Source organism: Streptomyces sp. LX-29, assembly GCF_029541745.1.
Classification (GTDB): domain Bacteria; phylum Actinomycetota; class Actinomycetes; order Streptomycetales; family Streptomycetaceae; genus Streptomyces.
Genome location: NZ_CP089746.1, coordinates 1898880 through 1924730, shown reverse-complemented (window position 1 = coordinate 1924730; position 25851 = coordinate 1898880). Strand labels below are relative to the sequence as shown.

Sequence of the window (25851 nt, the reverse complement as noted above, 5' to 3'; positions counted from 1 at the left end):
GTGTCCGGCGGCCCCTGCCGACGGGGCCGCTCGTCACCGGGCGGCTGTGTGCCGGTGTGCCTCCGGCGCGCCGCCGCCGGACCGGGTCAGCCCGGCCGTCGCGACGCTGCCCGTGTCCAGGGGGCCCTTCGCCATCCTCTCGGGGCGGCCCTGGCGCGGAATGACGGCGGAGGAGGCCGGGGCGTCCGCGTCCACGGTCCACTCCGGAGTGGAGGCGGCGTGCGGCCGCCTGCCGCCGCGCGCCTCGCCCAGCACCTGCCAGCCGCCGGGGGTGAGCGTGATGTACGCCCCGCAGCGCAGCCCGTGCAGGGTGCAGGCGTCTCGCAGGCCCCACATCCAGGCTCCGTCCTCCTCTGTCCAGCGGCCTTCGCCGTCACGGCAGTAGAGGAGCACCGCGGTGCGGACGGGTCTACGCCGGCGCAGGTCGTGGGGGATCACGCTGCGCAGCCGGTCCAGCAGCGCGTTGCGGAACTCCCAGCCGTCGGCCGCGGTGTTCCCGCGGCTGAAGGACGCGCTTGCCACCAGGCGTTCCTCGGGATCGAGGACCGCGACGACCGCCGTCGAGGGGGTCGGCAGGTGGCGCGCGTGCAGGCCGGTGATCACGGCGCGTGGGTCGCGCAGCAAGGGGATGCTCGCGGCGGCCCACTCGGCTGGTTCGAGCAGCCGGCCCAGCGGTGTGGCGCGATCGGCGGATGGCGGCGGAGCGAAGCTGAGGGCCACGGTCCTCCCTTCGTCTGCGCGCACGGTCGGTCGCGGGGCGTACGAGGACAGCACGCCACGACACCCAGCGGACCGCGGGCGAATGGGGATGGGAAGCTGACTCCATTCTTTCGGTCGCACAGGCATGCGGCAACGCGCCTGTGGCCGCTGATGGCCGTTATGTGGTGGTGTGGCGGCTATATTCCTGCGCGCTCCCGTCGATGGGGCCGTCGGCTCACCCCTGCACCGCCAGGACCAGCGGAAACACCCCTCCCGCCCCCGCCTGCCGCAACAGGCGAGCGGCCACCGCCATGGTCCAGCCGGTGTCCGTCAGATCGTCTACGAGCAGCACCGGTCCGCCCGCCTGGGCGAGCGCGGCCGCCAGGCCCGGATCGACGGTGAGCGCCCCGTGCAACGCCCGCAGCCGCTGGGCGCTGTTGCTGCGTGGAATACGCGTGTCCGCCCCGGCGTCCGCGTACCCGACGGTTCCGAGCAGGGGCATCCGGCCCACCGAGGCGATCCGCTCGCCGAGGGACTGGATCAGCCGCGGGCGGGTGCGTGAGGCGATGGTGACGACGCCGACCGGACGCGCGGGGGCGTCAGGGGCTCCCGAGGCCCAGCCGCCGGGCCCCCTGGCCCAGTCCGCGAGCACCGTGACCACCGCGTCCGCGACATCGTCGGGCACGGGGCCGTCCGGGGTCTGCGGGGAGAGCAGCGGGCGCAGCCGGTTGCCCCAGCCGATGTCGGAGAGCCGGCCCAGCGCCCGGCCGGTGGCGGCCTGTTCGCCCGCCGGGATGCGGCCCTTGAGGTCGACCCCGACGGCGGGCAGCCCCGTCGGCCACATCCGACGCGGCTCCACCTCGACCCCCGGCCGGCCGAGCTCACCGCGCGCCGCGTCGAGCGCCGAAGCGGACACCTCGGCGGTGAACCGAGCCCCCGCGCAGTTGTCACAGCGCCCGCACGGTGCGGCCGTCTCATCGTCCAACTGCCGCCGCAGGAACTCCATCCGGCAGCCGCCCGTCGTCGCGTACTCCCGCATGGCCTGCTGCTCGGCCTCGCGCTGCCGGGCCACCCACGCATAGCGCTCGGCGTCGTACGTCCAGGGGCGTCCGGTCGCCGTCCAGCCGCCGCGCACCCGACGCACCGCGCCGTCCACGTCGAGCACCTTGAGCATGATCTCCAGCCGCGAGCGGCGCAGGTCGACCTGCGGTTCCAGGGCCGGCAAGGACACCGGGCGGTCCGCCGCGGCCAGCACGTCGAGGGTGCGGCGCACCTGCTCCTCGGCGGGGAAGGCGAGGGAGGCGAAGTACCGCCAGATCGCCTCGTCCTCGCGCCCGGGAAGCAGCAGCACCTCGGCGTGCTCCACCCCGCGGCCGGCCCGGCCGACCTGCTGGTAGTAGGCGATGGGGGAGGAGGGCGAGCCCAGGTGGACCACGAAGCCGAGGTCGGGCTTGTCGAAGCCCATGCCCAGGGCCGAGGTGGCGATCAACGCCTTGACGCGGTTTCCGAGCAGATCCTCCTCGGCCTGCTGCCGGTCGGCGTTCTCCGTCTTGCCGGTGTAGGAGGAGACGGTGTGGCCGCGCTGCCGCAGGAACGCCGTGACCTCCTCGGCGGCCGCGACCGTGAGGGTGTAGACGATCCCCGAGCCCGGCAGGTCCGAGAGGTGGTCGGCCAGCCAGGCCAGCCGGTGCGCGGCGTCCGGCAGGGAGACCACGGACAGGCTCAGGCTCTCGCGCTCCAGGGGCCCCCGCAGCACCAGGGCCCGCGAGGACTCCGGTCCGGCCCCCGGCTGGTGTCCGCCGGTGCCCAGCTGATCGGCGACATCGGCGGTGACCCGGGCGTTGGCGGTCGCGGTGGTCGCCAGCACCGGGACGCCGGGCGACAGCTCCGCGAGCATGGTGCGCAGCCTGCGATAGTCGGGGCGGAAGTCGTGCCCCCAGTCGGAGATGCAGTGCGCCTCGTCGACGACCAGCAGACCGGTGGCGGCGGCGAGCTTGGGCAGTACCTGGTCGCGAAAGTCCGGGTTGTTCAGCCGCTCCGGGCTGACCAGCAGCACGTCCACGTCACCGGCGGCCACCTCGGCCTGGATGGTGTCCCACTCCTCGGTGTTGGCCGAGTTGATCGTGCGCGCGTGGATCCCGGCCCGCTCGGCCGCCTCGACCTGGTTGCGCATCAGCGCGAGCAGCGGGGAGACGATCACCGTGGGGCCGCTGCCGCGCTCGCGGAGCAGCGCGGTCGCCACGAAGTACACCGCGGACTTGCCCCAGCCCGTGCGCTGCACCACCAGCGCCCTGCGGCGGTCGGCGACCAGCGCCTCGACCGCCCGCCACTGGTCCTCGCGCAGTCGGGCGGCGCCGGTGGCGTCCCCGACGAGGCGGGCGAGGACACGGTCTGCCGAGGCACGGAGTTCGTCGTTGCTCATCCCCCCATGCAACCCGATGCCACCGACATCACGCGAATGCCCTCGACAGCCTGTGGATAACGTTATCCACAGGGGTGGTGCGATCATGCCGGCCCGCGGGACCGTCCTGCCATGACCGAACACAACGCATCGCCCGTCCCGTCCGGCCAGGAGCAGATCACCCTCCGCAACCCCGCGGAGCTCGCCGACGCCCTCCCGTATCTGCTGGGCTTCCACCCCGACGACAGCATCGTCCTCGCCGCCCTGCACGGCCCGCAGGGCCGGTTCGGCGGGCGGCTCAGGCTCGGTATCCCCGACGCCCGCGAGGACTGGCCGGAGGTGAGCCACCAGCTCGCCGAGTCCCTGGTGACGGCCGGGGCGCGGCGTGGGGCCCGCCCGGACGGCATCGTCCTCTTCCTCTGCCAGGACCCGGCGGAGGCGGAATCGGGACGGGACGTCATGGAGCGGCTGCGGCCGCTGGCCCAACAGCTGCGCACCGCGTGCGGACGGCTGGACATGCCGGTCTTCGAGGCGCTGTGCCTGTCCGACGGGCGCTTCTGGTCGTACTGCTGCCCGGACCCGCGTTGCTGCCCCGCGGACGGGACGCCGCTCGGCCTCCCGGGCACCTCGGTGATGGCCGCGGCGGCCGCCTACGCGGGCATCCAGGTGCGCGGATCGCTGCGGGAGATGGAGGCACGGCTCGCCCCGCTCGCCGCGCCGCTGGCCGAGGAGCAGGAGGACGCCCTGGACACGGCGGGCGCCGAGCTGGTGCCGAGGATCCTGGGCGGCGTCGACTGCGCGACCGTGCGCGAGGAGACGCTGCGCCTCGCGGGGGAACTGGTGGAGCGGTTCCGCGCCGCGCCGCCCATCGCCGACCCCCTCGCCGCCGACGCCCGCGACGACCGCCTGCTCGACCCGGGGAAGGCCGCGAACGTCATCATCGGCCTTCAGGACCGCATCACGCGCGACCGCGCGGCGCAGTGGATGGAGGGCGCCGACGCCGAGGCCGCGCTGCGGCTGTGGCGGGCCCTGGCCCGCCGCTGCGTGGGTTCGTACGCGGAGCACGCGGCGGTTCCGCTCACCCTCGCCGGCTGGGTCGCCTGGTCCACCGGCGACGAACCGGCGGCGCGGGTGGCGCTCAGCCGCGCCCTGCGCGCCGACCCGGACTACCTCTTCGCCAGGCTGCTGCACCAGGCGTGCAACGAGGGGCTCGACCCGGAGCTGCTGCGTCGGTGCCTGCGGCAGGAGCGCGCCGATCACGCGCTGCACGCCGCGTTGCACGAGGAGGCGGAGCGCGGCACGCCGACGCCCCTGCTGAGCGCGCCGGCCGGGCCTCCGGGCGGCAGCCGCCGCAAGGCGCGCCGGGGCCGACCGGCGCCCAGCGGCCCCGGGGCGGGCGCGGCCCGAGCCGCCGGGCGCCCCACCGGAAAGGCCCGCCCACCCCGCCGGACGGGAGCCCGCGGCAGCCGCGGGCGCCGCTAACGGCCGTGATCGGGCCGCCCAGCGTGACCTGTGCGCGGATCGCGCCGTTCACCCATTGGCCACGGCCGTCGAAATCCGTGATCTCTCCAGGAGGGCAGAGGATGCAGGGCATGGTCCCCACCGACCCGACGGTCGGCCGCCCGGCCCCGCCGCCGCGGGTGGCCATGGGACGGGCCGCCCCTATCCCACAGCCGGTGCACCGGGCGCTGATCTGCGTCTCGATGCCCGCCTTCGCGATCTCCGACGAGCACGGCCAACTCACCGGCCAGGGGCTGGACGGGTTCTACAGGTCCGGCCGCCGGGTGCTGGCCCGCTGTCGGCTGCGGGTCGCGGGGCAGGACCCACTCCCCGTGCAGGGACAGCTGGTCGGCGCCGACCGGGCCCGCTTCGTCTCGACGGTGCGCACCTCGGCCGATCCCGGGCCGGACCCGGGGGTGAGCGTGGAGCGGCTGCGGCACGCCGACGGGACCGAGCGGATCACCTTGCGGAGCGCCTCTCCACGCGCGGTCAGACTCCCCGTGGAGCTGGCCGTGGGCACCGACCTGGCCGAACTCGCCGCGGTCGGAACCGGGCTGGCCGGGCCCGAACTCCCCGGCAGCGTCCACGACTCCGGCATGCGCTGGGCCACCACAGGGGGAATACACGCGGTGGTGGCCGCCGACCCCGCGCCCACCGACACACTGGCACACGCCGGTCTGCTCCGCTGGGACGTGGAGCTCGACCCCGGTGCAGCCCACAGCATCGAGCTGCGCGTTCGACTGGAGACCCCGCCCGCCACCCGCCCGACGGCCATGGCCACGGCGGCGGCCGCGCCCGCCGCCGCGCCGCCCGGCCAGAGCCCCGAGCACCTCTGGCGGGCCGCGCGGGCCCAAGGCGACGACGCTCGGGTCGAGGCTCTGCTGCGCACCGCCCTCGACGACCTGTGCGGCCTCCTCGTGCGCGACCTCGGACACCCCGCCGACAGCTACCTGGCCGCGGGCGTCCCCTGGCGTTGCGGACTGGCCCCCGCCGAGGCGCTGTGGGCCGCCCGGCTCACCCTTCCCCTGGGGACCCGCCTCGCCGCCGGCACGCTGCGCACCCTGGCCCGCACCCAGCGGACGGGCTCTGGGCTCGACGCGGGGCGCATCCCCGGGTCGCTGCGCCACAGCGGTCCGCATCTGCCGCCCGGCTGCACGGGGGTCGAGGCGACCCTGCTGTTCCCGGTCGTGCTGGCCGAAGCCCGCCGCTGGGGGCTGCCCGATCGCGAGGTCGAGCCACTCCTGGACGCCGCGGAGGGCTCTCTGCGCTGGTTGCGCACGGCAGCCGGAGAGGGCTTCGTCCCCGACCCGGCGCCGGGCGGGCCGTACCGCTGCGAGACCCAGGCGCACGCGCACCGCGCGGCCCTGCTCGGCGCCGACCTCCTCGACGCCTACGGCCGCCCGGGAGGGGCCCAGGCCCGCGAGTGGGCGGCCGGGTTGCGCGGACGCTTCCGGGAGGACTTCTGGATCGACGACCCCGCCGGCGGGCGCCCCGCCGCCGCGCTGCTCGCCGGCGGCCGGCCGGTGGCGCACCTGGGCGGGGCCGCGGCCCACCTCCTTGACACCGGCCTGCTCGGCGGCGGCCGCCTCGCCACGGGGTTGCTCGATCCAGCGCGCACCGAGCAACTGGCCCGGTTGCTGGGAAGCCCCGCCCTCGACTCCGGGTGGGGGCTGCGCAGCCTCGGCGCCAAGGAGCCCGGACACAACCCGTTCGGCCACCGCGGCGGCGCGGTCCGGGTCCACGAGACGGCGGTGGCCGTCGCGGGGCTGGCCGCGGCGGGCTATGAGAAGGAGGCGGGCACCCTGCTGCGCGGCGCCCTCGACGCCGCGCAGCACTTCGGTCACCGGCTGCCGGAGATGTACGCGGGGGAGCAGCGCGTCACCGGCAGCGTCCCGCTGCCGCACCCCGCCGCCTGCCGCCCGGCCGCGGTCGCGGCCGCCGGGGCGGCGCAGCTGCTCATCACGGCGGCCGGGGTCCGCCCGGATGTGCCCGGAGGGTCCGTGGCCGTGCGGCCCATGCACACCGCTCCACTGGGCGCCGTTCAGTTCACCGGCCTGCGCGTGGCCGAGCAACCCTTCGCCCTGAGGGTCAGCCGTCTCGGCTTGGGCATGGTCGAGGAGGCCGCTGATGGACTGCAGTTGGGAGGGTGAGACAGCCGTGAACACGCTGACGGGAATGCCGGGGAGGCGCGACCTCCCGGACATCGGCCGTGACGGTCAAGCGCCTGATTATCGTCAGGAAGACGACTATGATCGCGTTATGCCCTACGACCCCTCGGCCTTCCCGCCCTTCGCCGTCACCGTGGACCTGGTCGTGCTCACCGTGCGGCGGCACGCGCTGTGCGCGCTCGCCGTCCGCCGCGGCGAGCCGCCCTTCCAGGGGCGATGGGCGCTGCCGGGTGGATTCGTGCGGCCCGACGAGGACCTCTCGGCGGCCGCCGCGCGAGAGCTGTCCGAGGAGACCGGGCTGCTCGCCCACGACCCGGACCTGCCGGTCCCTCCGAACGCGGCCCATCTCGAACAGCTGGCCACCTACGGCGACCCCAAGCGCGACCCTCGCATGCGGGTGGTGAGCGTCGCCCACCTGGTGCTCGCGCCCGACCTGCCGGCCCCGCGTGCCGGGGGCGACGCCCACAGCGTGCGCTGGGCCCCGGTGGAGTCCCTGCTCGACCCCAGCGGCGCGTTCGGCCGGGATCCGGAGATCTCCGCCCCGCTCGCCTTCGACCACGCCCGCATCCTCGCCGACGGCGTGGAGCGCGCCCGTTCCAAGATCGAGTACTCCTCGCTGGCCACCGCCTTCTGCCCGCAGGAGTTCACCGTCGGCGAGCTCCGCCGGGTCTACGAGGCGGTGTGGGGCGTCGCGCTCGATCCGCGCAACTTCCATCGCAAGGTCACGGGCACGCCGGGATTCCTGGTGCCCACCGGCGGGACGACGACGCGTCAGGGCGGCCGCCCGGCACAACTGTTTCGGGCCGGTGGTGCCACGCTGCTGAACCCGCCGATGCTGCGTCCCGAGGTGTGACAGGGCGGCCCTCCCGCCCGCTGCGCCCTCGACGTGTGCGCTGACTCCGACGTACGGGGCAGGGCGGGGCGGTGGGCGACCTCTGCCCCCCCGGAGCCCTGCCCATACCTCCGCGCCGCACTGTCGTGTCTCCCGCCGCATGCCGTGTCTCCGTGCCGCGCTGTCGTCCCTTCGAGCCGCGCCGTCGTGTCTCCGCCTCGCGCTGTCGTCCTTCCGGGCCGCACCGGCGTGGCCTCCGCGCCGCCCTGTCGTCGCCGGACGGCTCCCCGCCTCGTACCGGGTGGTCCTGGTCTGTCGTCCGCACGCACCGCGGCTGTGGCCGCCGCGGCGCGTGCTGGTACGCGGGGTCCCCGTCCCCCCAGCGCACCGCCATGCTGGTCCGTCGTGCCGGCGTTCGCGCGGCGCCGAGCCGGCAGCGAGGTGACGGCGAAGCCGCGCCGGCACACCGTTCACGCACCGGCCCGTCGCCCTGCCGCTCCCGCCGCCGGCCGCCCGCCCCCGCAGTGGGGTATCGGACGCGGTCGCCTCGCCGACACCCGCCTCGCAGTCGATGCTCCTCAGCCGCAGGCCCGATCCCGCCTCGGCCTCGGGCTCCTGCTCCTTGGACCTCGCCCCTCGGATCCCTGCCCCTTGAGCCCAACCCGGCGGCCGCGGGGCTTTGACGACCCTGGAGCCCTCACCGCCCCGCGGGCTCAGTCCCGCCGTCCGCGGTTCGGGGTCGTTCCGGGCCGTTCCAGTCGGTTCCAGGTGCCGGTGCGCCGCCTCCGCCTCTCGGCGGGGCTGTTCGGTCCGCCTGGTTCGGGCGTCAACGCCGATTGCCTCGTTCCGGTTGCCGGATCCCGCGGGGGTGGCCCGGCGCACGCCCCTCGCGCCCGTTGTTGCCCACGCGCCGTACGCCCTCGGTCACGGGTCTGAGCGGGGTCGGGGCGGGCGCCGGCCGCGCGACCAGGCTCAAGGCCCCTGGAGGGTGGCCATTTCTGCCCGATTGGGCGTCAATTGTGAGGTAATGGGCGATCACCCTTTCGTGTGCTTTTCACCAAAGACCTCAAGGGGTCCGGAAGCGTCGCCGACAAAGGATGCGTGAGTACCCTTGCGCACACCACGATGACCGCGGCTCGCCCCGCCGATTCCGGACTTGCCGGCTCGGGCGAGCTTGACCGCTACTCCTACGCCGACGGCCCCGGTGCCGACCGCGGCGGCGCCCCCTCCTGGGAGGGCGCCGACGCGGAGATCGGCCGCGTGGGGCGCCGCGCCGCCGGCAATCGAGGCCGTGGGTTGCATGGCCAACTCGTCCAGCAGCTGGGGCAGATGATCGTCTCGGGAGACCTGGGCGCCGACCGCCCGCTCGTCCCCGAGGAGATCGGCCAGCGCTTCGAGGTCTCCCGGACCGTCGTCCGTGAGTCGCTCCGGGTCCTGGAGGCCAAGGGCCTCGTCAGCGCCCGTCCCAACGTCGGCACCCGGGTCCGGCCGGTCAGCGACTGGAATCTGCTGGACCCGGACATCATCGAGTGGCGGGCGTTCGGCCCGCAGCGCGATGACCAGCGTCGCGAGCTGTGTGAGCTGCGCTGGACGATCGAGCCGCTGGCCGCCCGCCTCGCCGCCGGGCACAACCGCGAGGACGTGCAGCAGCGGCTCGCCGACATGGTCGAGATCATGGGCCACTCGCTGGCCCAGGGCGACTCGCTGACCTTCTCCCGCGCGGACGCCGAGTTCCACGCGCTGCTGCTCCAGGTCGCCGGGAACCGGATGCTGGAGCACCTGGCGGGCATCGTCGCCGCCGCGCTGCACGTCTCCGGGGGGCCGGTCACCGGCTGCGACCGCCTCACCGAGGCCGGCCTCGGGCACCACCGCCGGATCGTCGACGCCGTCGCCGCGGGTGACGCCGCGGCCGCGGAGAGCGCCATGCGGCAGCTGCTCACGGTGCATCCCGAGGTCGAGCGCGTGGTGCCGGCGCCGCGCGAGCACTGAGCCGGCCCTCACGCGCATGCGTACGGACGCGCACGAGACGGCGTCGTCGGATCCATCGCGGTGTCCGCACCGGGATCCCCCCGGGGAGCCGACCCGGGAGCCGGGTCGGCGCCCGAGTCGGGAGCCGCTCGGCGGGTCCGGCCGGGGATCCGGCTGCGGATCCCCTCCGAGGCCCGCTCCGGGATCTCGGTGGATTCGGCGACGTGGTGTGATTCGTCCGTTTCGGACGGGATTCGCGGCGATTGTGGTGTGACTCGGGCCACGAGGATTGGGCGTAACGCTCCTTGAGGCAGCGCGATGACTAAAGAGGTGGTAGCCGCTGAGGGAATACTGAGGTCGCTCACGACGCTGTATCTCTCTGCACTTCCGCCCGCCGCCGCCGGTTCATCCCTGCCGGCGGTCGTCGGCTCCGGTCCTCCGCGGACGGGGCCGGATGCCGTTCCCACCATTCCGAGAGGTTGTTCGTGTCGGCCAGCACATCCCGTACGCTCCCGCCGGAGATCGCCGAGTCCGAGTCTGTCATGGCGCTCATCGAGCGGGGAAAGGCTGAGGGGCAGATCGCCGGCGACGATGTGCGCCGGGCCTTCGAGGCTGACCAGATTCCGCCAACCCAGTGGAAGAACGTTCTGCGCAGCCTCAACCAGATCCTCGACGAGGAGGGTGTGACGCTGATGGTCAGTGCCGCAGAGGCGCCCAAGCGCACCCGCAAGAGCGTCGCAGCGAAGAGTCCGGCGAAGCGCACCGCCACCAAGACCGTCACCAAGACGGTCACCGCTAAGAAGACCGCAGCCGTCACCACCACCTCGGCCGCGGCCGAGGGCGGCGTGGACACGGCCGACGAGGCCATGGCGCCCGCCAAGAAGGCCGCCGCGAAGAAGACCACGGCGAAGAAGGCCGTGGCGAAGAAGACCGCCGCCAAGAAGACGACGGCCAAGAAGACCGCCGCCAAGAAGGACGCGGACGACCTGCTCGAGGGCGAGGAGCCGCTCGAGGAGGTCACCGGTCCCGGCAAGCCGGGCGAGGGTGAGGGCGAGGGCGAGGCCCAGGGCTTCGTGCTCTCCGACGAGGACGAGGACGACGCCCCCGCGCAGCAGGTCGCCGCGGCCGGTGCCACCGCCGACCCCGTCAAGGACTACCTCAAGCAGATCGGTAAGGTCCCGCTGCTCAACGCCGAGCAGGAGGTCGAGCTCGCCAAGCGCATCGAGGCCGGCCTGTTCGCCGAGGACAAGCTCGCCAACGCCGACAAGCTGGCGCCGAAGCTGAAGCGCGAGCTGGAGATCATCGCCGAGGATGGCCGCCGCGCCAAGAACCACCTTCTGGAGGCCAACCTCCGTCTGGTGGTCTCGCTGGCCAAGCGTTACACCGGCCGCGGCATGCTCTTCCTGGACCTGATCCAGGAGGGCAACCTGGGTCTGATCCGCGCGGTCGAGAAGTTCGACTACACCAAGGGCTACAAGTTCTCCACGTACGCCACCTGGTGGATCCGGCAGGCGATCACCCGCGCCATGGCCGACCAGGCCCGCACCATCCGTATCCCGGTGCACATGGTCGAGGTCATCAACAAGCTCGCGCGCGTCCAGCGCCAGATGCTTCAGGACCTGGGCCGCGAGCCCACCCCGGAGGAGCTGGCCAAGGAGCTCGACATGACCCCGGAGAAGGTCATCGAGGTCCAGAAGTACGGTCGCGAGCCGATCTCTCTGCACACCCCGCTCGGCGAGGACGGCGACAGCGAGTTCGGTGACCTCATCGAGGACTCCGAAGCGGTCGTCCCGGCCGACGCCGTCAGCTTCACGCTGCTCCAGGAGCAGCTGCACTCCGTTCTGGACACGCTCAGCGAGCGCGAGGCGGGCGTGGTCTCCATGCGCTTCGGCCTCACCGACGGCCAGCCCAAGACGCTGGACGAGATCGGCAAGGTCTACGGCGTGACGCGTGAGCGCATCCGCCAGATCGAGTCGAAGACGATGTCCAAGCTGCGCCACCCGTCGCGTTCGCAGGTTCTGCGCGACTACCTCGACTGACGCGACCAACGCGACGACCGGTGTCTGACCGGCACGTCGCGCGGTGACCCCTGCGAAGGCCGGGCTCCCCTGGGAGCCCGGCCTTCGCGTTGTCCGATCACCGGTTGGTCCGACCTCATCGCGGCGACCTCATGACGCCGGGCGCTGTCCGCCACCCGGTCGTCGGCAGACGTGCTGTTCGAGATGCGTGATGCGCTTCGCTGGGTAACGCTAAGTATGCAGACCGTTCCGTAACGTCAGGAGGTTGTATGCGCAACTCGCGCCGCCCGCTCCTCGCGGCGGCCCCGCTGGCGTCCCTGCTCGGCGCCCTCGCCCTACTGTTCGCCATGTCCGCTCCGGCGGCCGCCGACCGTGTCGTCGTGGGCGGGCACCCGGTGCGCCTCGCGGACGCCCCGTGGACGGTCGCGCTGGCCAGCCGCAGTCACTTCGGCCCGGCCCGCTCCGGCCAGTTCTGCGGCGGCGTGGCCATCAGTCGCAGGACGGTGCTCACCGCGGCGCACTGTCTGCGGGCCGATGTGCTGGGCGTGGACTGGCGCGACATCCCCGACCTGCGCCTGATCGCCGGCCGTGGCGATCTGGGGGCCGACGACGGCGAGGAGGTGCCGCTGCAGCGGGTGTGGATCAACCCGGCCTACGACACCTTCACCAACGCCTGGGACGTCGCGGTGCTGACCGTCGCCCGTCCCCTGCCGATCTCCAAGGTGCTCCCGATAGCGGAGGTGGGGGGCACGGAGTACCAGCCGGGCACCGCGGCGGCGGTCTACGGCTGGGGCGACATGCGGGGCAACGGCAGCTATGCCGCGGGGCTGCGGTCGGCGCACGTCAAGGTCCTCGACGACACGGTGTGCGAGCGCGCCTATCCGGGCACCCGGAACGGCACCTACCACCGGCCCTCCATGCTGTGCGCCGGGCTGCCGAGCGGGGGCCGGGACGCCTGCCAGGGGGACAGCGGCGGTCCGCTGGTGGCCCGGGGTCGGCTGATCGGCCTGGTGTCCTGGGGCAGTGGTTGTGGCGAGGCGGGTCGGCCGGGCGTCTATACGCGGATCTCCGCGGTCGCCCCGCTGGTGGCGGAACACGGTTGATGGTCCGACCGGACCTGCTGGGGCCCTGGAGCTGTCCGCGGCACCGTCGGGCCTTGTTGGTCGCGGATGGCGCCGACAGGGGCGTGGTGGCCCCCTCAGGGCCCGCCCAGGGGCCTTGTGGCCCCGGCCCGGGGCCTTGGGTCTCGTGCGGACGGCGACGGCGACGGGCGGGCCGGCGCTGTCGCGGACCGGTCGGACCGACTGAGGCCGCGCCGGAGTCGGTGCCGCCGCCCTCGGGCGGCATCGGGCCGTGGAGGCCTCCGTGCGGGGCCAGGTCGGAGGTCCGCGTCCTGGTCCGCAGGGCGGACCGCGGCTCGGAAGCCCGAGCCCGCGCGGGACCTGGGTCTGGTCCTGGTCCGGACCGCAGGTGGCCGACCGCAGGGGGCCGTGGGCAGGAAACGAGAACGGGCGGTCGCCCCCGCTTGCGGGGACGGCCGCCCGAGCCCCGGCCTTATGGCCGGAACGATCTCGCTCGTCGTGAAAACGAAGGGTCGGTGCCGCTCAGCGCTCGTCGTCGGTCGCGGACGCCGGGACGGTGGTGAGTCGCTCCGTCTCGTCCTGTATCTCCGCGGCGATCTTCTTGAGCTCCGGCTCGAACTTGCGTCCGTGATGGGCGCAGAAGAGCAGCTCGCCGCCGCTCATCAGGACGACGCGCAGGTATGCCTGGGCGCCGCAGCGGTCGCAGCGGTCAGCGGCCGTCAGCGGGCTCGCGGGGGTCAGAACAGTAGTCACGTCGCCTCTTCTCTAGCTCGACGAGCTGTCGTACCAGGGTCAACATCCAACCAGGCCGAAAACGTTCCCGCTCGCGGCTTTTCCTCGAAAATTCCTTCAGAGTCGACTGAATGGTGACGGTTGGCGGCGAATGAGCCGTATTGCAGTGTTTTACGGGTTCACGTTCGCTCTTGTTGCTCTTTGTCGGTTTTGCCCTCCCGGCTGGCTTGCCGGTTGTGCTTGAGGACGTGCCCGGAGCCTAAATGGTTCATGCCCGGAAGGGAACGTGATGTATGCGTCACCCCTGAGAGGGATCGAACGTACGATCGACTCTCGACTACCATGGTCGTTCTGACGGGTGGCGGCACAAAGGCTCTATCAAGCCTCGGTACGCTCTCACAGGCGACCTAGCCACCACCGTGCCCGGAGTAGGGCCATCCAGAAATTCAGCGAGGAGCGAACCGCGTGACCGCCGAGACGTCCGTGCCGTCCACTGCGCTGCTGACCGGAGCAGACCGGGGCGGCTCCAACTACACCGCGCGGCACCTGCTCGTCCTCGAAGGACTGGAAGCGGTCCGCAAGCGACCCGGTATGTACATCGGGTCCACCGACAGTCGCGGTCTGATGCACTGCCTCTGGGAGATCATCGACAACTCGGTCGATGAGGCGCTCGGCGGCTACTGCGACCGCATCGAGGTCATCCTCCACGACGACGGCTCGGTGGAGGTGCGGGACAACGGCCGTGGCATCCCGGTCGACGTCGAGCCCAAGACCGGCCTGTCGGGCGTCGAGGTCGTGATGACCAAGCTCCACGCCGGCGGCAAGTTCGGCGGCGGCTCGTACGCCGCCTCCGGCGGTCTGCACGGCGTCGGCGCCTCCGTGGTCAACGCCCTCTCCGCCCGACTGGACGTCGAGGTGGACCGGGACAGCAAGACCCACTCCATCAGCTTCCGCCGCGGCGTCCCCGGGATCTTCACCGAGTCCGGCCCCGACGCTCCGTTCGACCCGTCCAACGGCCTGCTCAAGGGGAAGCGCGTGCCCAAGGGCCGCACCGGCACCCGGGTGCGCTACTGGGCGGACCGGCAGATCTTCCTCAAGGACGCCAAGCTCTCCCTGGAGAACCTGCACGCGCGGGCGCGCCAGACGGCCTTCCTGGTGCCGGGCCTCACCCTGGTGGTCCGGGACGAGCGTGGGCTCGACGGGCAGCCGCCGGTGGAGGAGATCTTCCGGTTCGACGGAGGCATCAGCGAGTTCTGCGAGTACCTCGCGCAGGACAAGGCGGTCTGCGACGTGCTGCGGCTGACCGGGCAGGGCACCTTCAAGGAGACCGTCCCCGTCCTCGACGACCGTGGCCACATGACCCCCACCGAGGTCACCCGTGAGCTCGGCGTGGACATCGCGCTGCGCTGGGGCACCGGCTACGACACCACGGTCAAGTCCTTCGTCAACATCATCGCCACCCCCAAGGGCGGCACCCACGTCTCCGGCTTCGAGCGCTCGGTCACCAAGGCCGTCAACGAGGTGCTGCGCTCGGCAAAGCTGCTGCGCGTCGCCGAGGACGACGTCGTCAAGGACGACGCCATGGAGGGCCTCACCGCGGTGGTGACCGTGCGGCTGGCCGAGCCGCAGTTCGAGGGGCAGACCAAGGAGGTGCTGGGCACCTCGGCCGCCTCCCGGATCGTCGCCAACGTCGTCGCCAAGGAGCTCAAGGCGTTCCTGGCCTCCACCAAGCGGGACGCCAAGCAGCAGGCGCGCGCCGTCCTGGAGAAGGTCGTGGCCGCGGCCCGTACGCGCATCGCGGCCCGGCAGCACAAGGAGGCCCAGCGGCGGAAGACCGCGCTGGAGTCCTCCTCGCTGCCCGCCAAGCTCGCCGACTGCCGCAGCGACGACGTCGACCGCAGCGAGCTGTTCATCGTCGAGGGCGACTCGGCGCTGGGCACCGCCAAGCTCGCCAGGAACTCCGAGTTCCAGGCGCTGCTGCCGATCCGCGGCAAGATCCTCAACGTGCAGAAGTCGTCCGTCTCGGACATGCTCAAGAACGCCGAGTGCGGCGCCATCATCCAGGTGATAGGGGCGGGCTCCGGCCGTACCTTCGACATCGACCAGGCGCGCTACGGCAAGGTGATCTTCCTCGCCGACGCCGATGTCGACGGCGCCCACATCCGGTGTCTGCTGCTCACCCTGTTCCAGCGCTACATGCGGCCGATGGTCGAGCAGGGACGGGTCTTCTCCGCGGTGCCGCCGCTGCACCGGATCGAGCTGTCCAACCCCAAGAAGGGGCAGGACAAGTACATCTACACCTACTCCGACAGCGAGCTACAGGAGACCCTGCTGGAGCTCCAGCGCAAGAACGTGCGCTACAAGGACAGCATCCAGCGCTACAAGGGTCTGGGTGAGATGGACGCCGACCAGCTCGCCGAGACCACGATGGACCCGCGCCACCGCACCCTGCGGCGGATCAACATCAGCGACCTGGAGGCCGCGGAGCAGGCGTTCGACCTGCTGATGGGCAACGAGGTCGCGCCCCGCAAGGAGTTCATCACCAACTCGGCGGCGACGCTGGACCGCTCGCGGATCGACGCCTGACGCGTCTGGCGCGCCTCGCGCGCCGTCGCCCGGTGGTCGGGCGCGCCTGACGCGCCACCGCGCGGTGGTTGGGCGCGCCTGAACGTTCCATGGGCGAGGGCCGTGCGATCGGGGCGAGGCTGCTCGCGGCAGCGTGCCTCCGCGCGGTAGCCGGACGTTCCTGGGGCGCCACCGCCCGGTGGTCGGGGCGCGCCTGAGCGCGTCCATGGGCGGTGGCTGTGCGTCCGGCGTGGCTGTCGGCGGCAGGCGGTGGTCGGTGTGCCCGGCGTGCCTCCGTGCGGCAGCCGGACGCGCCTGGGGCGCCACCGCGGGTGGACGGACGCGCCTGACGCGTCCCCGTGCGGTGGTTGGGTGCGCCTGAACGTGTCCATGAGTGGTGGCCGTGCGTCCGGCGGGGCTGTCCGCGGCGGGCGGTGGTCGGTGTGCCTGGCGTGCCTCCGCGCGGCAGCTGGACGCGTCTGGGGCGCCACCGCGCGGTGGCCGGGTGCTCCTTATGGGCCTTGTGTGCCGGCGGGGTGCGCCTGACGCGCGTACACGCGAGCGACGGGGCGCCCGACGTGCCCGGGCGCGCTGGCGGTTCGACTCGGAGCACGACCGCCCCGGAGCCGAGCTCTGGGGCGGCCTTCACTCAATGGTGTGAGGTTCCATGGTGAAGCGTCCGGGATCTTTCCGGTCTGTCCATCCTTGGGCACGCGGCGACGCGCCGCCGGACCAAGGAGAGTTCGGGTGGAAAATGCCCATGATGTCCCAGGCCCTCACGATCCCCCGGGTGGCGACGGAGCCGAGGAGGCCGATGACGCCAGGGCAGCGGCCTACCGACAGGTCCACCGCAGCGCCGCGTTCCGGGAGGTACGCGGCCGCTACCGGCGCTTCGTGCTCCCCGCCTCGCTCGCCTTCCTCGTCTGGTACCTCGCGTATGTGATCACCGCTACCACCGCACCCGGCCTGATGGCTCGTCCGGTGGTGGGCGCGTGCAACGTCGGACTGCTCGCCGGCATCGCCCAGTTCGCCACCACCTTCCTGCTGACCTGGGCGTACGCCCGCCATGCGCGGCTGCGTCGAGACGGGCCGGCCCTGGAACTGCGCTGGGTGACCCAGGAGCTGACCGGCACTCTGGGCGGTGCGGCGCCCGAGGGGGCCGCCGAGACGGCGCGAGGGGAGCGGGGCCGCGGATGACGGGCAACCACCAGACGCTGGCGCTGCTGCTCTTCATCGCGGTCGTCGCCGTCACGCTGGCGATCACCACCTGGGTGAGCCGTGGTCGCCGGGGCTCGCCAGAGGAGTTCTACGCGGGCGGACGCCTGTTCTCTCCCCTGGAGAACGGTTTCGCCATCGCGGGCGACTACATGTCGGCCGCGTCCTTCCTCGGCATCTCCGGCCTCATCGCCCTCTTCGGCTACGACGGAATGCTCTACTCCGTCGGCTTTCTGGTCGCCTGGCTCGTGGTCCTGCTCCTGGTCGCCGAACTCGTCCGCAACTGCGGCCGCTTCACCCTCGCCGACGTGCTCGCGGCGCGGCTGCGGGAGCGCCCGGTCCGCATCGCCGCCGGCAGCTCCTCGGTCGTCGTCTGCGTCCTCTACCTGGTGGCCCAGATGGTCGGCGCCGGCAGCCTGGTCGCCCTGCTGCTGGGCGGCGACAGTGGCCCGGCGCGCGCCTGGACGGTGGTCGGCGTCGGCGCCCTGATGATCGTCTACGTCTCGCTGGGGGGCATGCGCGCCACCACCTGGATCCAGATCGTCAAGGCCGTGCTGCTGATGGCGGGCGCGGGGCTGCTGACCGTCCTGGTCCTGCTGCGCTTCCACGGCGACCCCGGCGCCCTGCTGAGCACCGCCGCCGAACGCAGCGGCCACGGCCGGTCCTTCCTCGCGCCCGGCCTGAAGTACGGCGGCGACTGGGTCGCCCGGCTGGACTTCATCAGCCTCGGCTTGGCGCTGGTCCTGGGCACCGCGGGGCTGCCGCACATCCTGTCGCGCTTCTACACCGTGCCCACCGCCCGCGCCGCCCGCCACTCGGTGGTCTGGGCCATCGGCCTCATCGGTGGCTTCTACCTGATGACGATCGTGCTGGGCTTCGGGGCCGCCGCCATCGTGGGGAGCGACGCGGTACGGGCGACCGGCCCGGCCGGGAACACCGCCGTCCCGCTGCTCGCGCTCGACCTCGGCGGCGGCGCGGACTCGACCGGTGGCACGGTGCTCTTCGCGGTCGTCGCCGCCATCGCCTTCGCCACCATCCTCGCCGTCGTCGCCGGACTCACCCTCTCCTCCTCGGCGGCGGTCGCCCACGACCTCTACGCGACGCTGGGCCGCCGCGGCCGTCGTACGCCCGCCGGCGAGGTCGCCGTGGCGCGCGTCGCGGCCGCCGGGGTGGGAGTGGTGGCCATCGGACTGGGGCTGCTGGCGCGGGACCTGAACGTGGCCTTCCTGGTCGGGCTCGCCTTCGCGGTCGCCGCCTCCGCCAATCTGCCGGTGCTGCTGTACACGCTGTTCTGGCGCCGGTTCACCACGCGCGGCGCGGTGTGGGCGGTCTACGGCGGGTTGCTGCCGGCGGTGGCGTTGATGGTGTTCTCGCCGGTGGTCTCCGGAGCTCCGGAAGCCCTCTTCCCCGGGGTGGACTTCCATCTCTTCCCGCTCCAGAACCCGGGCCTCGTCTCCATCCCGCTCGGCTTCCTGGCCGGCTGGCTGGGCACCGTGACCTCACCCGAGCCGGCCGACGCGGCCCGCCACGCCGAGACGGAGGTGCGGGCCCTGACCGGGGCGGGCGCGGCGTGAGCCCATCAGGCCCATCAGTCACACCCACACGTAGCGGTGCTCGGGGCGCCCCGTCTCGCCGTAGCGGAGGCTCAGCTTCACCCGCCCAGCCCGCTCCAGGAGCTTCAGATAACGCTGTGCGGTCTGTCTGCTGAGCCGACATCGCTCGGCGACCTCCTGTGCCGACAGCGGCCCCTCCGCCTCGCGCAGCACCTCGCGCACCCGGTCGGCGGTGAGCGCCGAGTGGCCCTTGGGGAGGTCCGGCGGGCCGACGGCGGAGAGGGCGCCGAAGATCCGGTCCACCTGCTCCTGCTCGGCCTCGCCGCCGCCGTCCAGGGTGCGGCGCAGCGCGGCGTATCCGTTGAGCTTGGCGCGCAGCCCGGCGAAGGTGAAGGGCTTCACCAGGTACTGGAGCGCGCCGTGGCGCATAGCCGCTCGTACGGTCGCGATGTCGCGGGCGGCGGTCACCATGATCACGTCGGTGTGGTGGCCGAGTTGCCGCAGCCGCGTGACCAGCGCCAGCCCCGTCCCGTCCGGCAGGTAGTGGTCGAGCAACACCAGGTCGACCTGGGCCGTCGAGCCCTCCGAGGGGGTCTCGCGGCCTTCCGAGGCGGTCTCGCGGCCTACCGGGCCGGGCCCGCCGCGTTCCAGGAAGGCGAGCGCCTCCGCCGCCGAGTGCGCCCGCCCGGCGACCCGGAAGCCGGGGATCCGTTCCACGTAGGCCGCGTTGATCCGGGCCACGCGCGGGTCGTCGTCCACGATCAGCACATTGATCATCGCGGCTCCTCGGTCACCGCGTCGTTCCATGACGCGCTCGGTGTCTGGCCGGCGGCACCGCGGGTGGGGTGGCGGGGGTCGCGCCCTGAGCCGGTACGGCGCGAGCCACGGCCGCGGTCGGCATGTTCCCCGGCGCCCGGTCGCGCGGCCCGGCAGGTGCCTCGGGAGGCGCCTCGGAAGGCGCCTCGCCCTGCGTCTCGACACGCGCGTCGGCGAGCGCCTCCGGCAGGACGACCGTGAACGCGGCGCCCCCGCCCACCCGGTCGGTGACCGTCACGCTGCCGCCCTGCCGCTCCGCGAGCCGACGCACCAGCGCCAGCCCGATGCCCCGCTTGCCGTGCGCGGGCGGCTCCTTGGTGGACCACCCCTCGGTGAAGACGAGCTCGCGCCGTCCGGCCGGGACTCCCGGCCCGGTGTCGTCGACGGTGAGCACCACGGTGCGGCCCTCGGCACGCAGCTCCACCGCGACCAACGGGTCCGCCGATCCGGCCGCCGCGTCCATGGCGTTGTCGACGAGGTTGCCCAGGACGGTCACCAGGCCCGGTGGATCGACCAGTCGGTCCGGCAGCAGGGTGTCGGGTGTGAGGCGCAGCGACACGCCGCGCTCGGCCGCGACCGTGGCCTTGCCGACCAGCAGCGCGGCCAGCAGCGGGTCGTGCACCCGCTCGGTGACCTGTTCGGCCGTGGCTCGGTGGACGCCCACCGCCTCGGTGACGAACTCCACCGCCTCCTCGTGCAGCCCCAGCTCCAGCAGCCCGAGCAGGGTGTGGAGGCGGTTGGCGTGCTCGTGGTCCTGGGCGCGCAGCGCGTCGATCAGCCCCCGCGTCCCGTCCAGCTCTCTGCCCAGCCGCTCCAGCTCGGTGCGGTCGCGCAGAGTGGCCACCGCCCCGCCGTCGTCCGTGGGCATCCGGTTCGCCACCAGGACGCGGCCGCCGCTGACGGTCAGCAGGTCGGCGCCGGTGACCCGGCCGGCCAGCACATCGGTGGTGCGGCCCGGCGGCAGCACCTCCGTCAACGGCCGCCCGGTGTGCTCGGCGCGCAGCTCGAGCAGCCGCTGGGCCTCGTCGTTGACCAGCCGGATGCGACCCCCGGCGTCCAGCGCGACGACGCCTTCCCGGATGCCGTGCAGCATCGCCTCGCGCTCCGCGAGCAGCGCCGAGATATCGGAGAACGCCAGGTCGTGGGTGCGGCGCCGAAGCCTGCGGGCCACGGCGTACGCGGCCAGCGCTCCGACCGCGAGCGCGCCGCCGGCGTACGCCAGCAGCCCGGGCACGGCGCCGACGAGCCGGTCCCGGACGCTCTCGTACGCGATGCCGACCGAGACCGCCCCGACGATGCGCCCGTCGTCGTCCCGCAGCGGGACCTTGCCGCGTGCCGACCGGCCCAGCGTCCCGGTGTCGATCTGCATGACCTCCCGCCCCGCGAGGGCGGCGCTGGGGTCGGTGGAGACGGGCCGGCCGATCTGGGTCCGGGCGGGGTGGGACCAGCGCACCCCGCGCGTGTCCATGACCACGACGTACTCGGCCCCGGTGACCCGCCGGACGCGCTCCGCCGCCGCCTGGACCGGGCCGTCGGCGGTGGGCCGCCCGGCGTCGCGCAGCGCGTCGGCGAGCTCCGGCCGGGCGGCCGTGGTCTGCGCGATGGCCAGGGCGCGGCGCATCGCCTGGTCGTCCAGCTGGGAGCTGAGCGGGGCCAGGAACAGGCCGGTGGCCAGCACGGTGACCCCGGCCGCGATGGTCAGCTGCATCAGCAGGACCTGGGAGAACACCCGCCGTGGTCGGGGCCACCCGATCCGTCGGCGGGCGGCGGTGCGCGACCGGTGCGGTATCGCATCGCTCATGCGTACGACGGTAAGGCCCGGCGTCAAGGGGGGGTGCCCGCGCGCGCCTCGTTCCGCCCGGGCCTGTGGTGCCGCGCCGCCCGTCTGTGGTGCCGCGCCGCCTGGGCCTGTGGTGCCGCGCCGCCCGCGCCCGCCGTAAGGGTGTCGCCCGAGGTATGGGCTCGGTTCGCCGTATGGGTGTCGCCCGACGTACGGACGGGGTTCGCCGTAAGGGTGTCGCCCGACGTGTGGACCGGGTGCGCCGTACGAGTGTCGTCCGCCTCACGGGCGGCGCCCGATGTACGGGCGTGGTCGGCCGCGTGGGCTTCCGGCCGTACGGCGTCGCTCGTCAGCGGGTGGCGGCCACGGCGGCCCGGATGCCGATCACGTCGATGCGGGCGGGGGAGCCGAGGGCCGTACCGCAGCTCTGCGGGCGCGGCGGGGCGGCGGCGACCTGGGCGAGGGAGACGTCCCAGCGGCGACCGTCGGTGTGGGCGACCGTGACGGTCCAGGCGGGGGCCGCGCCCTCCGTGCGCAGCACCGTGAGCGCCTCCGCGCGGGCCTCCCCGGTCAGCTCGCGGACCGCCAGATCGGCCGCCTGGCCCGGGCGCTCCCAGGTGGAGCGGCCGCGGGAGCCGGCGGTGACGACATGGCCGGCGCGCACGGCCTCGATGACCTCCGTGACGTGCTGGGCGGTGGCCCGCCCGTACGCGTAGCCGTACGGAAGCACCACGAGGGTGGGGGAGAAGCGGTGTCCTCCTATGTGGGTGATCTCCCAGGTGCCCTCGGCGCCGGAGGCCGCCAGCTCGGCGGCGAGCGGGCGGCCGAGCAGCGCGCAGCAGCGGTCCCGCTTGCCGTTGGTGCACACCAGCACCAGCGGATCGCCGGTGTACGCCGACCACTCGTCCCGCAGGCCGGCCTCGTTGCCGGCGCCGAGCGCCGCGAAGTCCAGCTCCAGCAGCCGGGCGGGGTCGGTGAGCGCCGTGGTGCGGATCCAGGAGGCGCCGGGTCCGGTGTGGGCGACGAAGACGCGGTGTCGCGCGGGGAGGTGGCAGTCGGCGTGCCGGCCGGGGCGGCGGATGAGCGCGACCCGTACCCCGGTGCCCTGGGTGACGCGCTCCAGGGCGCGGCCCAATCTCGGGTCGAGACGGCTGGCGGTCAGGGCCTCGGCACCCCAGGGGCCGGGCTGTTCCACCAGCAGCCAGGTGGGAGCGGTCGCCGCCGTTCCGGCGAGCGGCTCGGACAGATCGCGGGAGGCGGTCGCGCACGTGCTCACGAAGGTAAGCCTAACCTCATTTCAGGTCGGGGATCACCCGCTCCGCCCTCAACGGCCCCCTCCGCCGCGTCGAGTTGACGTGATCTTCGTCGCGTATGAACACCCCTGCCCCTGTGCGCCCTTGACCTCGCGCGGTCACCACGAACGTCCGTGGCGGCGGTGTGTCGCGGTCTCCTCGCGTGGTCGGCCGAAGGTCCCGTGCCCGCGGGGCAGGCCGTGGGCACGGGTCGCTGCTCGCCTTCTCGAGCGATGGCCGGCCATGGCGGCTCACCGTCCTCCAGTGGGTGCCGGTCCCCGCCGCACCCGACGCGGCCCGGCCGCACCGCCCCGTTGAGACCGGCCGATGGGCCAGCCGCGAGAGGGAGCGACGCCCCGGCCCGCGGCCCGCGAGCGCGACGGCCTCTACCGGGAGACCGGCCGCGACGCGGGCCAGCACACCGGCCGGGAGACCGGCCGCGACACCGGCCGGCCCGCACCGGCCGGATCGCTCACCCCGGTCCTTGAACCGGTCTTCACCTCGGTTCTTGCACCGGTCCTCACCCCGGTCCCTACACCGGTCCCGCCACCACCGTGATCGGCTTGGCCAGCGGCTCGCCCGAGCCGTCGCGGCGCGGGTCCGGCTCCGGCAGCGGGGCCGGGGTGCCGTTGGCCGCCGCCGCACGGGCCGGGGCGGCGCCGGCCCAGGCCAGCACCAGGTAGTCCTCGCCCTTGAGGAACCGCTGGCAGCGCACGCCACCGGTGGCCCGTCCCTTGCGCGGGAACTGGTCGAACGGCGTCAGCTTGGCCGACTGCTGCACGGAGTCGTCGAGCGTGCCGCGTGAGCCCGCGACGGTGAGCACCACCGCGTCCGCCGCCGGATCCACCGCCGTGAAGGAGACGACCCGGGCCCCGGAGGAGAGCTTGATGCCCGCCATGCCGCCCGCCGGGCGGCCCTGCGGCCGCACCTGTCCGGCGGGGTAGCGCAGCAGCTGCGCGTCGTCGGTGATGAAGACCAGGTCCTCCTCGCCCGTGCGCAGCTCCACCGCGCCGACGATCCGGTCACCCTCCTTGAGCCCGATGACCTCCAACTCGTCCTTGGCGGCCGGATAGTCGGGCACCACGCGCTTGACGACGCCCTGCTCCGTGCCGATGGCGAGGCCCGGCGAGGACTCGTCGAGGGTGGTCAGGCACACCAGATGCTCGCCGTCCCGCAGCGAGAGGAACTCGGAGATCGGGGCCCCACCCGCCAGGCTCGGCGCGGCGGCGGTGGCCGGGAGCATGGGCAGGTCGATCACCGACAGCCGTAGCAGACGCCCCTCGGAGGTCACCGCGCCCACATCGGCCCGCGCCGTCGCCGGCACCGCCGAGACGATCACATCGTGCTTGGCGCGCTTGCCGCTGGTCTCCACCGCGAAGGGCTCGCCGCTGGCGGTCCGGGCCAGCAGCCCGGTGGAGGAGAGCAGCACCCGGCACGGGTCGTCCGCCACCTCCAGCGGCACCGCGGCCGCCGGGGTGCCGGCCGACTCCAGCAGCACCGTGCGCCGCTCGGTGCCGAACTTCTTCGCCACCGTGGCCAGTTCCGAGGAGACCAGCTTGCGCAGCTCGGCGTCGGACTCGAGGATCCGGGTCAGCTCCGCGATCTCCGTCGTCAACTTGTCGCGCTCCGACTCCAGCTCCATACGGTCGAACTTGGTGAGCCGGCGCAGCGGGGTGTCGAGGATGTACTGCGTCTGCGTCTCGGAGAGCGCGAAGCGGGCGATGAGTGACTCCTTGGCCGCCGCCGCGTTCTCACTCGATCGAATGATCCTGATGACCTCGTCGATGTCCATCAGGGCCACCAGCAGGCCCTCGACCAGGTGCAGCCGGTCCCGCCGCTTGCCGCGCCGGAACTCGCTGCGCCGCCGGACCACCTCGAACCGGTGGTCCAGATAGACCTCCAGCAGCTCCTTGAGCCCGAGGGTGAGCGGCTGGCCGTCCACCAGCGCCACGTTGTTGATGCCGAAGGACTCCTCCATCGGCGTCAGCTTGTAGAGCTGCTCCAGCACGGCCTCGGGGTTGAAGCCGTTCTTGACCTCGATGACCAGCCGCAGCCCGTGCTCGCGGTCGGTGAGGTCCTTGACGTCGGCGATGCCCTGGAGCTTCTTCGAGCCGACCAGGTCCTTGATCTTGGAGATGACCTTCTCCGGGCCGACCGTGAACGGCAGCTCGGTGACGACCAGGCCCTTGCGGCGCGCGGTCACGTTCTCCACGGACACCGTGGCGCGGATCTTGAAGGTGCCGCGTCCGTTCTCGTACGCGTCCCGGATGCCGCCGAGGCCGACGATCCGGCCGCCGGTGGGCAGGTCGGGGCCCGGCACGAAGCGCATCAGGGTGTCGAGGTCCGCGCCGGGGTGCCGGATCAGGTGCCGGGCCGCGGCGATCACCTCGCCGAGGTTGTGCGGCGGCATGTTGGTGGCCATGCCGACCGCGATCCCGGACGCGCCGTTGACCAGCAGGTTCGGGTATGCGGCGGGGAGGGCGACCGGCTCCTGCTCGCTGCCGTCGTAGTTCGGCGTGAAGTCGACGGTGTCCTCGTCGATCGACTCCGTCATCAGCGAGGTCGCCGACGCCATGCGGCACTCCGTGTACCGCATCGCCGCCGGCGGGTCGTCGTTACCGAGCGAGCCGAAGTTGCCGTGCCCGTCGACCAGCGGCAGGCGCAGCGAGAACGGCTGGGCCATGCGCACCAGCGCGTCGTAGATCGAGGCGTCGCCGTGCGGGTGGAGCTTTCCCATCACCTCGCCGACGACCCGGGCGCACTTCACGAACGAGCGCTCCGGGCGCAGCCCCATCTCGTTCATCTGGAACAGGATGCGGCGCTGCACGGGCTTGAGGCCGTCGCGCGCGTCGGGCAGGGCCCGAGAGTAGATGACCGAGTAGGCGTACTCCAGGAAGGAGCCCTGCATCTCGTCGACGACGTCGATGTCGAGGATGCGCTCCTCGAAGTCGTCCGGCGGCGGGGTCTTCGTGCTGCGGCGGGCCATCGCGGCTGCGGCTCCTTCAACTGCCGAGAAGGGATCTGACGCGGACCATTGTGGCCCGACCCACTGACAACGCCGACCGCGACCCATCCCCGGGCCGCCGGAGGCCCGGCTCCGAGCCCGGCCCGCGCCCTGAAACGAGCCCTGGAACGAGCCCGGCCCGCGCCCCGGAACGAGCCCCGCCCGTACCCCGGAACGGATCCGCACCGTGCCCCGGAACGGACCCGGCGCGGGCGTGCGGCCGCCC

General features: G+C 73.4%; 16 protein-coding genes. 9 read left to right on the top strand and 7 right to left on the bottom strand.

What is annotated here, in order from left to right; genetic code table 11:
• Positions 1-33: 33 nt before the first annotated feature.
• Together LRS74_RS08235 and LRS74_RS08230 are read right to left on the bottom strand one after the other, a co-directional pair.
• Complete coding sequence (locus tag LRS74_RS08235) at positions 34-720, bottom strand: hypothetical protein (RefSeq protein ID WP_277740390.1); 687 nt, start codon at positions 718-720, stop codon at positions 34-36.
• A gap of 214 nt (positions 721-934) precedes the next feature.
• Complete coding sequence (locus LRS74_RS08230) at positions 935-3121, bottom strand: DEAD/DEAH box helicase (protein ID WP_277740389.1); 2187 nt, start codon at positions 3119-3121, stop codon at positions 935-937.
• A gap of 111 nt (positions 3122-3232) precedes the next feature.
• Here LRS74_RS08230 and LRS74_RS08225 point away from each other — a divergent pair, with 111 nt between their 5' ends.
• The 6 genes from LRS74_RS08225 (at position 3233) to LRS74_RS08200 (ending at position 12689) form a co-directional block, all read left to right on the top strand.
• A complete protein-coding gene (locus LRS74_RS08225; protein ID WP_277740388.1) occupies positions 3233-4582 on the top strand; it encodes a DUF4192 domain-containing protein in 1350 nt (449 codons plus the stop codon).
• Positions 4583-4746: 164 nt separating this feature from the next.
• Positions 4747-6750: a glycogen debranching N-terminal domain-containing protein gene (locus LRS74_RS08220; RefSeq protein ID WP_277744652.1), complete on the top strand. Its 2004-nt coding sequence runs from the start codon at positions 4747-4749 to the stop codon at positions 6748-6750.
• Positions 6751-6859: 109 nt separating this feature from the next.
• A complete protein-coding gene (locus LRS74_RS08215) occupies positions 6860-7621 on the top strand; it encodes an NUDIX domain-containing protein (protein WP_144381990.1) in 762 nt (253 codons plus the stop codon).
• Between the two features lie 1080 nt (positions 7622-8701).
• The gene (locus LRS74_RS08210) at positions 8702-9589 is read left to right on the top strand and encodes an FCD domain-containing protein (protein WP_277740387.1); all 888 of its coding nucleotides are present in this window, start codon (positions 8702-8704) and stop codon (positions 9587-9589) included.
• 458 nt (positions 9590-10047) lie between these two features.
• On the top strand, positions 10048-11607 hold the full coding sequence (locus tag LRS74_RS08205; RefSeq protein ID WP_277740386.1) for an RNA polymerase sigma factor: 1560 nt from the start codon (positions 10048-10050) through the stop codon (positions 11605-11607).
• A gap of 248 nt (positions 11608-11855) precedes the next feature.
• Positions 11856-12689, top strand: coding sequence for a serine protease (locus LRS74_RS08200; RefSeq protein WP_277740385.1), 834 nt, complete (start codon positions 11856-11858; stop codon positions 12687-12689).
• A gap of 501 nt (positions 12690-13190) precedes the next feature.
• Here the strand turns inward: LRS74_RS08200 and LRS74_RS08195 are convergent.
• A complete protein-coding gene (locus LRS74_RS08195) occupies positions 13191-13421 on the bottom strand; it encodes a hypothetical protein (RefSeq protein ID WP_144381994.1) in 231 nt (76 codons plus the stop codon).
• A gap of 444 nt (positions 13422-13865) precedes the next feature.
• On the opposite strand from LRS74_RS08195, the gene LRS74_RS08190 reads away from it, so the two are divergent.
• From LRS74_RS08190 to LRS74_RS08180, 3 genes are all read left to right on the top strand, one after another.
• A complete protein-coding gene (locus LRS74_RS08190; RefSeq protein ID WP_277740384.1) occupies positions 13866-15986 on the top strand; it encodes a DNA topoisomerase IV subunit B in 2121 nt (706 codons plus the stop codon).
• Between the two features lie 726 nt (positions 15987-16712).
• Entirely contained in the window at positions 16713-17162 is a 450-nt protein-coding gene (locus LRS74_RS08185; protein ID WP_347178112.1) for a DUF485 domain-containing protein, read from the top strand.
• A complete protein-coding gene (locus tag LRS74_RS08180; protein WP_277740383.1) occupies positions 17159-18754 on the top strand; it encodes a cation acetate symporter in 1596 nt (531 codons plus the stop codon). Before LRS74_RS08185 ends, LRS74_RS08180 begins: the two co-directional genes overlap by 4 nt.
• Before the next feature lie 18 nt (positions 18755-18772).
• Here the strand turns inward: LRS74_RS08180 and LRS74_RS08175 are convergent, their stop codons facing one another.
• The 4 genes from LRS74_RS08175 to LRS74_RS08160 form a co-directional block, all read right to left on the bottom strand.
• The gene (locus tag LRS74_RS08175; RefSeq protein ID WP_277740382.1) at positions 18773-19510 is read right to left on the bottom strand and encodes a response regulator; all 738 of its coding nucleotides are present in this window, start codon (positions 19508-19510) and stop codon (positions 18773-18775) included.
• A 13-nt stretch (positions 19511-19523) separates the two neighbouring features.
• Positions 19524-21257 carry a sensor histidine kinase gene (locus LRS74_RS08170; RefSeq protein WP_277744650.1) on the bottom strand — a complete coding sequence of 578 codons (1734 nt, stop codon included), beginning with the start codon at positions 21255-21257 and terminating at the stop codon, positions 19524-19526.
• A 421-nt stretch (positions 21258-21678) separates the two neighbouring features.
• Positions 21679-22605 carry a sucrase ferredoxin gene (locus LRS74_RS08165; RefSeq protein ID WP_277740381.1) on the bottom strand — a complete coding sequence of 309 codons (927 nt, stop codon included), beginning with the start codon at positions 22603-22605 and terminating at the stop codon, positions 21679-21681.
• Between the two features lie 548 nt (positions 22606-23153).
• A complete protein-coding gene (locus tag LRS74_RS08160) occupies positions 23154-25607 on the bottom strand; it encodes a DNA topoisomerase IV subunit A (RefSeq protein ID WP_277740380.1) in 2454 nt (817 codons plus the stop codon).
• Positions 25608-25851: the final 244 nt, after the last annotated feature.